5 protein-coding genes are annotated in these 7,216 nt (G+C 73.5%); 2 read left to right on the plus strand and 3 right to left on the minus strand.

What is annotated here, in order from left to right; translation table 11 throughout:
• Positions 1 to 7 precede the first annotated feature (7 nt).
• Entirely contained in the window at positions 8 to 1,588 is a 1,581-nt protein-coding gene (locus tag ACZ4WZ_RS26030) for an amidohydrolase (RefSeq protein WP_467893915.1), read from the plus strand.
• Here ACZ4WZ_RS26030 and ACZ4WZ_RS26035 read toward each other — a convergent pair.
• The 3 genes from ACZ4WZ_RS26035 to ACZ4WZ_RS26045 form a co-directional block, all read right to left on the minus strand.
• The gene (locus tag ACZ4WZ_RS26035; RefSeq protein WP_467893916.1) at positions 1,585 to 2,472 is read right to left on the minus strand and encodes a phosphatase PAP2 family protein; all 888 of its coding nucleotides are present in this window, start codon (positions 2,470 to 2,472) and stop codon (positions 1,585 to 1,587) included. The two genes, ACZ4WZ_RS26030 and ACZ4WZ_RS26035, sit on opposite strands and share 4 nt — an antisense overlap.
• Before the next feature lie 119 nt (positions 2,473 to 2,591).
• Positions 2,592 to 3,623: a LacI family DNA-binding transcriptional regulator gene (locus ACZ4WZ_RS26040; protein ID WP_467893917.1), complete on the minus strand. Its 1,032-nt coding sequence runs from the start codon at positions 3,621 to 3,623 to the stop codon at positions 2,592 to 2,594.
• 26 nt (positions 3,624 to 3,649) lie between these two features.
• On the minus strand, positions 3,650 to 5,518 hold the full coding sequence (locus tag ACZ4WZ_RS26045) for a glycoside hydrolase family 13 protein (RefSeq protein ID WP_467893919.1): 1,869 nt from the start codon (positions 5,516 to 5,518) through the stop codon (positions 3,650 to 3,652).
• 222 nt (positions 5,519 to 5,740) lie between these two features.
• On the opposite strand from ACZ4WZ_RS26045, the gene ACZ4WZ_RS26050 reads away from it, so the two are divergent.
• Positions 5,741 to 7,015, plus strand: a complete 1,275-nt coding sequence (locus ACZ4WZ_RS26050) for an extracellular solute-binding protein (protein ID WP_467893921.1) — start codon at positions 5,741 to 5,743, stop codon at positions 7,013 to 7,015.
• The last annotated feature ends 201 nt before the right edge of the window (positions 7,016 to 7,216 follow it).

Below are 7,216 nucleotides of genomic sequence, written 5' to 3' on the forward strand. Positions count from 1 at the left end.
GCCCCCCGTGCCCGCCGCCGACACCGTCCTCACCGGAGCCCGCGTCCGCACCCTGGACCCCGGCCGCCCCCGCGCCGGCGCCGTGGCCCTGCGCGGCGGCGAGATCGTGGCCGTCGGGGAGGAGGCCGACGTACGCGACTGGCGCGGCCCCGGCACCCGGGTCCTCGACCTCGGCGGAGCCACCCTCACCCCCGGCCTCACCGACGCCCACAGCCACCCCGTCTGGGGCGTCGAGGCGGCCACCGGAACCGACCTCTCGGCCGTCCGGGACCCCGCCCGGCTGCGGGCCGTCCTGCGCACCGCCGACCGCACCGGCGGCTGGGTCCTCGGCTTCGGCCTCGACCACAACGCCTTCGGCGGCCGCCCCGTCGACCGGGACCTCATCGAGGACGTCCTCGACGGGACCCCCGCCTTCCTGCGCCTCTACGACGGCCACTCCGCCCTCGCCACCGGCCCGGCCCTGGCCGCCGCCGGCATCACCGGCCCGCGCGCCTTCGACCAGCGCTCCGAGATCGTCTGCGACGGCGGCGGCCGCCCCACCGGGCACCTCGTCGAGCACGCCGCGATGTCCCTGGTCGGCGCCCTCGCCCCCCGGCCCCGCCCCGCGGAGCGCCGCTCCCGCCTGCTCGCCGTGCTCGACGCCATGGCCGCCACCGGACTCACCGGCGCCCACGTCATGGACCTCGGCGACGGAGACGTACCGGCCCTGCTCGCCACCGTCGAGTACGAGACGGACCTGCCCCTGCGGCTGCGGCTGTCACCCTGGTGCATGCCCGGCGCCGACGCCGCCACCCTGGACGGGCTGATCGGCCTCCAGGGCGTCCGCGGACGCCACTGGCAGGTCGGCGGCGTCAAGTTCTTCATGGACGGCACCGTCGAGGGCGGCACCGCCTGGCTGGAGCACGCCGACTGCCACGGCCAGGGCACCGCGGCCTTCTGGCCCGACCCGCGCGCGTACGCCCGGGCCGTACGGGTCCTCGACGCGGCCGGGGTCCGCACCGCCACCCACGCCATCGGTGACGCCGCCGTCCGGCACGTGCTGGACACGGTCGCGGCCCTCGGCGGACCCGCCCGCATGCGGCACCGGATCGAGCACATCGAGACCGTCCCCGACGACCAGCTGAAGCGGTTCGCGGAGCTGGGGGTGATCGCCTCCATGCAGCCCCCGCACACCGCCCGCACCCGCGCCGACCACACCGACGAGTGGTCCAGGCGGCTCGGGGACGAACGGGCCCGCCGCGCCTGGCGCTGCCGGGACCTGCGCGACGCGGGCGCGGTCCTGGCCCTCGGCTCGGACTGGCCCGTCGCCCACCACGACGCCCGCCAGGTCCTCGCCACCGCCCTGCGCCCCCGCGGCGCGGCATCCGGCGGCCGCTCCCTGACCGGGCTGATGGCACTGGAGGGGATGACCTCCCACGCGGCGCTCGCGGCGGGGGAGGAGGCCGTCGCGGGCCGGATCGCCCCGGGCTACCGCGCGGACCTGACGGCCCTCGCCCTCGACCCGGTCACCGCCGCCCCCGACGAGCTCGCGGAGGCACCCGTACGCCTGACCGTGTCAGGCGGCCGGATCACCCACAACGGGCTCTAGGCCCGGCGGAAGCGGTTCAGCAGCTCCGACGCCGGGTGCGGACCGGTGTGCACCGGCCGGCGCGGCAGCCGGTGCGGCAGCGACCCGTACCAGGCGCGGGAGACGGCGTACCCGAAGGCCAGGCACAGCATGCCGCCGACGGCGTCGAGCCAGAAGTGGTTGGCGGTGGCCACGATCACGACGAGGGTCGCCGCCGGGTACAGCAGTCCCAGGATCCGCGCCCACGGCGCGGAGGCCACCGCGAAGATCGTCAGCCCGCACCAGAGCGACCACCCTATGTGCATGGAGGGCATCGCCGCGTACTGGTTCGACATGTTCTTCAGGTTCCCCGAGGCCATGGAACCCCAGGTGTGGTGCACCAGCACGGTGTCGATGAAGGCCTCCCCGTTCATCAGCCGGGGCGGCGCGAGCGGGTAGAGGTAGTAACCGACCAGGGCGACGCCCGTGGTGGCGAAGAGGACGAGGCGGGTGGCGGCGTAACGCCCGGGATGGAAGCGGTAGATCCACACCAGCACGCCGATCGTCACGATGAAGTGCAGCGTGGCGTAGTAGTAGTTCATGCCGACGATCAGCCACGTCACCGAGTTCACGGCGTGGTTGACGGACCGCTCCACGGCGATGCCGAGCCCGTGCTCCACGGACCAGATCCAGTCGGCGTTCGCGAGCGCGGCCGCCTTCTGCTCGGGCACGGCGTTGCGGATCAGCGAGTACGTCCAGTAGCTGACGGCGATCAGCAGGATCTCGAACCAGATCCGCGGCCGTCGCGGGGCCCGCAGCCGGTCCAGCAGCGTGCGCTCCGGCGCCGGACGGGTCTCCTGCCCCGTCACGGGGGGTGACGAGACGTCCGTCCGGGTTTCCAGTGTCTTCACGCTCGCTTCACCCATGGGCAGAGAGTCTGCCAGATGCGTTCCCGCCTCCGATCATCCCTCGGGACGGTCTTCGACGCCTCTCCTCAGCCCTGCGGACTACCCCGGAACCCCCAGGGGGTACGCCGCTGCCTGGCCTACGGGGTACGCCGCTGCCCCGGCCCCGAGGCGGTGGAGCCGCGGACCACCAGCTCGGGCAGGAACACGAACTCGCTGTGCGGGGCCGGCGTACCGCCGATCTCCTCCAGCAGGGTCCGCACCGCGGCCTGCCCCATGGCCAGCACCGGCTGCCGGATGGTGGTCAGCGGCGGATCGGTGAACGCTATGAGGGGGGAGTCGTCGAAGCCGACCACCGACACGTCCTGCGGCACCCGCAGCCCCTGCTGCCGGGCGGCCCGGATCGCGCCGAGCGCCATCATGTCGCTCGCGCACACCACCGCCGTACAGCCCCGCCCTATGAGCGCGGCAGCGGCGGCCTGGCCGCCTTCCAGGGAGTACAGGGAGTGCTGGACCAGCTCCTCCGTGTCGGCCTCGGTGAGCCCGAGCCGCTCCCGCATCGCGGCCCGGAAGCCCTCGATCTTGCGGAGTACCGGCACGAACCGCTTGGGGCCGACCGCGAGGCCGATCCGGGTGTGCCCCAGCGCCGTCAGGTGGGTCACGGCGAGGTGCATCGCGGCCCGGTCGTCGGGGGAGACGAAGGGGGCCCGCACCTTGTCGGAGAAACCGTTGATGAGGACGTACGGGACGCCCTGGCCGCGGAGTTGGTCGTAACGGCCCATGTCGGCGGTGGTGTCGGCGTGCAGCCCCGAGACGAAGATGATCCCGGCGACCCCGCGGTCCACCAGCATCTCGGTCAGCTCGTCCTCGGTGGATCCGCCGGGCGTCTGCGTCGCCAGCACCGGCGTGTATCCCTGCCGGGTCAGCGCCTGGCCGATGACCTGCGCCAGTGCCGGGAAGATGGGGTTGTCCAGCTCGGGGGTTATCAGCCCGACGAGGCCCGCGCTGCGCTGGCGCAGCCGTACGGGCCGCTCGTAGCCGAGCACGTCGAGCGCGGCCAGCACGGACTCGCGGGTGCCGGCGGCCACACCGGGCTTGCCGTTGAGCACGCGGCTGACTGTGGCTTCGCTGACCCCCGCCTGGGCTGCGATGTCGGCTAGCCGTGCGGTCACGGGATTGGACTGTACCGGTAGCGGGCTCACATCGCCCACCACGTGCAGGAATCGGGGGGAAGACGGACCGTGCGGCCGTCGGTCTCCACCGGGGCGCTGGAGAGCACCGGCCGGCCGGGGGAGGGGAGCTCCACCGGCTCGGGCCGGGTGTTGAGGGTGCAGGCGAAGCCGGGGCGGGTGAAGAGGAGGACCCCGTCGGGTGCGGGCCGCCAGCGCATGCCCCGCGCGAACACCGCAGGTCCCGCCCCCGTCCCGGGCCACTCCTCTTGGCACCCGCCCTGCCCCGACTCCGGCGCCCCCAGGCCCGGCATGGCCCGGCGCAGCTCCAGCGCGGCGCGGTACAGCTCCAGCGTGGAGTGGGGGTCGCCGGTCTGGGCGGCGACGGTCAGACCCGCCCAGTCGGCGGGCTGCGGGAGCCAGCTGCCGCCGGAGCCGAAGCCGTACGGGGGTTCGTCGCCGGACCAGGGGAGGGGGACGCGGCAGCCGTCGCGCAGCCCGTCCTGCCCCTCCGCCTCCGCCTCGGCCACGGCCCCGAGCCCGGCCACGGCCACCGGCACCACCGTCTCGGCCACGAGCTCGGCCACGGCCACCTTCTCGGCCACCGCCACGGCTTCGGCCCCGAGCCCGGCCGAAGCGACCGCCGCCGTCCCCGGCCCCGCCCCCGTGCGGGCCCCGCCCGCCCCGGTCCGCCGCCGCCCGCGGCGGAACGCCGGGTCCTGGCGGGCCCCGTCCGGGAGGTCGGTCACCTCGGGCAGGCCGAGCTCCTCGCCCTGGTAGACGTACGCGGACCCGGGCAGTGCCAGCATCAGCAGTGCCGCCGCCCGCGCCCGGGCCAGGCCCCGGGCCCCGCCCCCGTACCGGGTGACGTGCCGTACGACGTCGTGGTTGGACAGCACCCAGGTCGTCGGGGCGCCCACCGAGGCGGTGGCGGCCAGGGACTCGTCGATGACGGTGCGCATCGCCGCCGGGTCCCAGGGGCAGTTCAGGAACCTGAAGTTGAAGGCCTGGTGCAGTTCGTCGGGCCGTACGTACAGCGCGAGCCGCTCCGAGGTCGGCGCCCAGGCCTCCGCGACCCCGATGCGCTGGCCGTCGTACGAGTCCAGCAGGCGCCGCCAGGAGCGGTGGATCTCGTGGACCCCGTCCTGGTCGAAGAAGGGCAGCGGCTCGGTGCCGATCAGCGTGGCCTGCGCGCCCCGGCCGATGTCGGGCAGGCCCGGGGCCTTGACCATGCCGTGGGCGACGTCCACGCGGAAGCCGTCGACGCCCAGGTCGAGCCAGAAGCGCAGCACCGAGGCGAACTCCTCCGCGACCTCCGGGTGCTCCCAGTTCAGGTCGGGCTGCTCGGGCGCGAAGAGGTGCAGGTACCAGTCGCCGTCCGGGACGCGGGTCCAGGCCGGGCCGCCGAAGACGGACTCCCAGTCGTTCGGCGGCAGCGCCCCGTCCGCGCCGCGCCCCGGGCGGAACAGGTACCGCTCACGGGCGCCGGGCACCCCCGCGAGGGCGTCCCGGAACCAGGGGTGCGCCTCGGAGGTGTGGTTCGGCACCACGTCCACGATCACCCGCAGGCCCAGCGCGTGCGCGGCCCGGACGAGGTCGTCGGCGTCGGCGAGGTCGCCGAAGAGGGGGTCGACGGCCCGGTAGTCGGCGACGTCGTAGCCGCCGTCCGCCTGTGGGGAGACGTAGAAGGGGGTCAGCCACACGGCGTCCACCCCGAGCCGGACCAGGTGGGGGAGCCGCTCCCGCACCCCGCGCAGGTCCCCGACGCCGTCGCCGTCACCGTCCGCGAAGGAGCGGACGTACACCTGGTAGATGACGGCATCGCGCCACCAGCCGCCCGTCACGGCCGGGTCGCTGGAAGCTCTTGCAAGCGGGACGGCCGTCAACTCGTGGTTCATATCGGAGTCAACGCGCGTACACGCCCCGTGGTTGCGGGCCTGTGGAAGAGAAGCGCACTCGAACCGACAGCAAGCATCGGCAACCGTAGGGACACACGGATGTAACGATCGCCTCCGCTTGCAGAAAATTGCCGCAAGCTCTTTCCGTCGGCTTTCAGGCTTGTTACGTTCCTCGCAACTCGGGACCGCGAGGGCGCGGCCGGGATCATCGAAGGAGTTCATATGCGGCGTGGCATAGCGGCCACCGCGCTGGTCGCGACCCTGGCGCTCGCGGCGACGGCTTGCGGCGGTGACACCAAGGACGACGGTGGCGGGACGAAGGCCGGCGGCGAGCTGTCCGGCACCGTCACCTGGTGGGACACCTCGAACGACGCCGAGAAGGCGAGCTTCCAGAAGATCGCCGAGGCGTTCACCGCGAAGCACCCGAAGGTGACGGTCAAGTACGTCAACGTGCCCTACGGTGACGCCCAGAACAAGGTCAAGAACGCCTTCAGCAGCGGCGCGGACGCGCCCGACGTGATCCGTGCCGACGTCGGCTGGGTCGCCGACTTCGCCTCGCTCGGCTACCTCGACGAGGTCCCGGCCGAGACCGCGAAGAAGATCGACGCGGAGTTCCTGCCGCAGGCCGCGGCCAGCGGCAAGTTCGAGGGCAAGACCTACGCCGTCCCGCAGGTCATCGACACCCTCGGCCTCTTCTACAACAAGAAGATGCTCGCCGACGCCGGCGTCCAGCCGCCCAAGACGCTGGAGGAGCTGAAGACCGCCGCCACCGCCATCAAGGCCAAGAGCGGCAAGACCGGCCTCTACCTGCGCGGCGACGACTCCTACTGGTTCCTGCCGTTCATCTACGGCGAGGGCGGCGACCTCGTCGACGCCAAGACCAAGACGGTCACCGTCGACAACGCGGCCGGCGTCAAGGGCTTCAAGGCCGCCCGCGACCTGATCACCTCCGGCGCGGCGGTCACCAACGCCACGGACGGCTGGACCAACATGCAGACCGCCTTCAAGTCCGGGGAGGTGGCGATGATGATCAACGGCCCCTGGGCCGTCGCGGACAGCTACGCGGGCGACCAGTTCAAGGACAAGTCCAACCTCGGCATCGCCCCCGTCCCGGCCGGCTCCGCCAAGGCCGGCGCCCCGCAGGGCGGCCACGACCTCGCCGTGTACGCCGGCTCCAAGAACACCGCCGCCGCGCACGCCTTCGTCGAGTACATGACCTCCCCGGAGGTCCAGGTCCAGTCCGCCAAGGACCTGAGCCTGCTGCCGACGCGCACCGCCGCCTACGAGCAGCCGGACGTCAAGAGCAGCGAGATGGTCCAGTTCTTCAAGCCGGCCGTCGACAAGGCCGTCGAGCGGGCCTGGATCCCGGAGAACGGCTCCCTCTTCGAGCCGCTGAAGGTCGAGTACACCAAGGCCGTCACCGGCGCCTCGACCCCCGAGGACGCGGCCAAGGCGGCCGGCGTCGAGTTCCGCAAGATCCTCAAGGGCTGGAAGTAGTACGGACGATGGCTGCTGACACCAGCCGGTCGGTGGCGAAGGCCGCGGGGGGGGGGGGGGGGGCGCCCCCCCCCCCCCCCCCCCCCCCCCCCCCCCCCCCCCCCCCCCGAGCCGTGCTGCCGTCGACGTCCACCTCTACCTCAGGGCGCGGCCCCCGGGCGGTCTGGTTCGGAGAAGGTCGTCTACACCCGCAGGCTTCCC

The organism is Streptomyces sp. NPDC029122 (assembly GCF_055569445.1).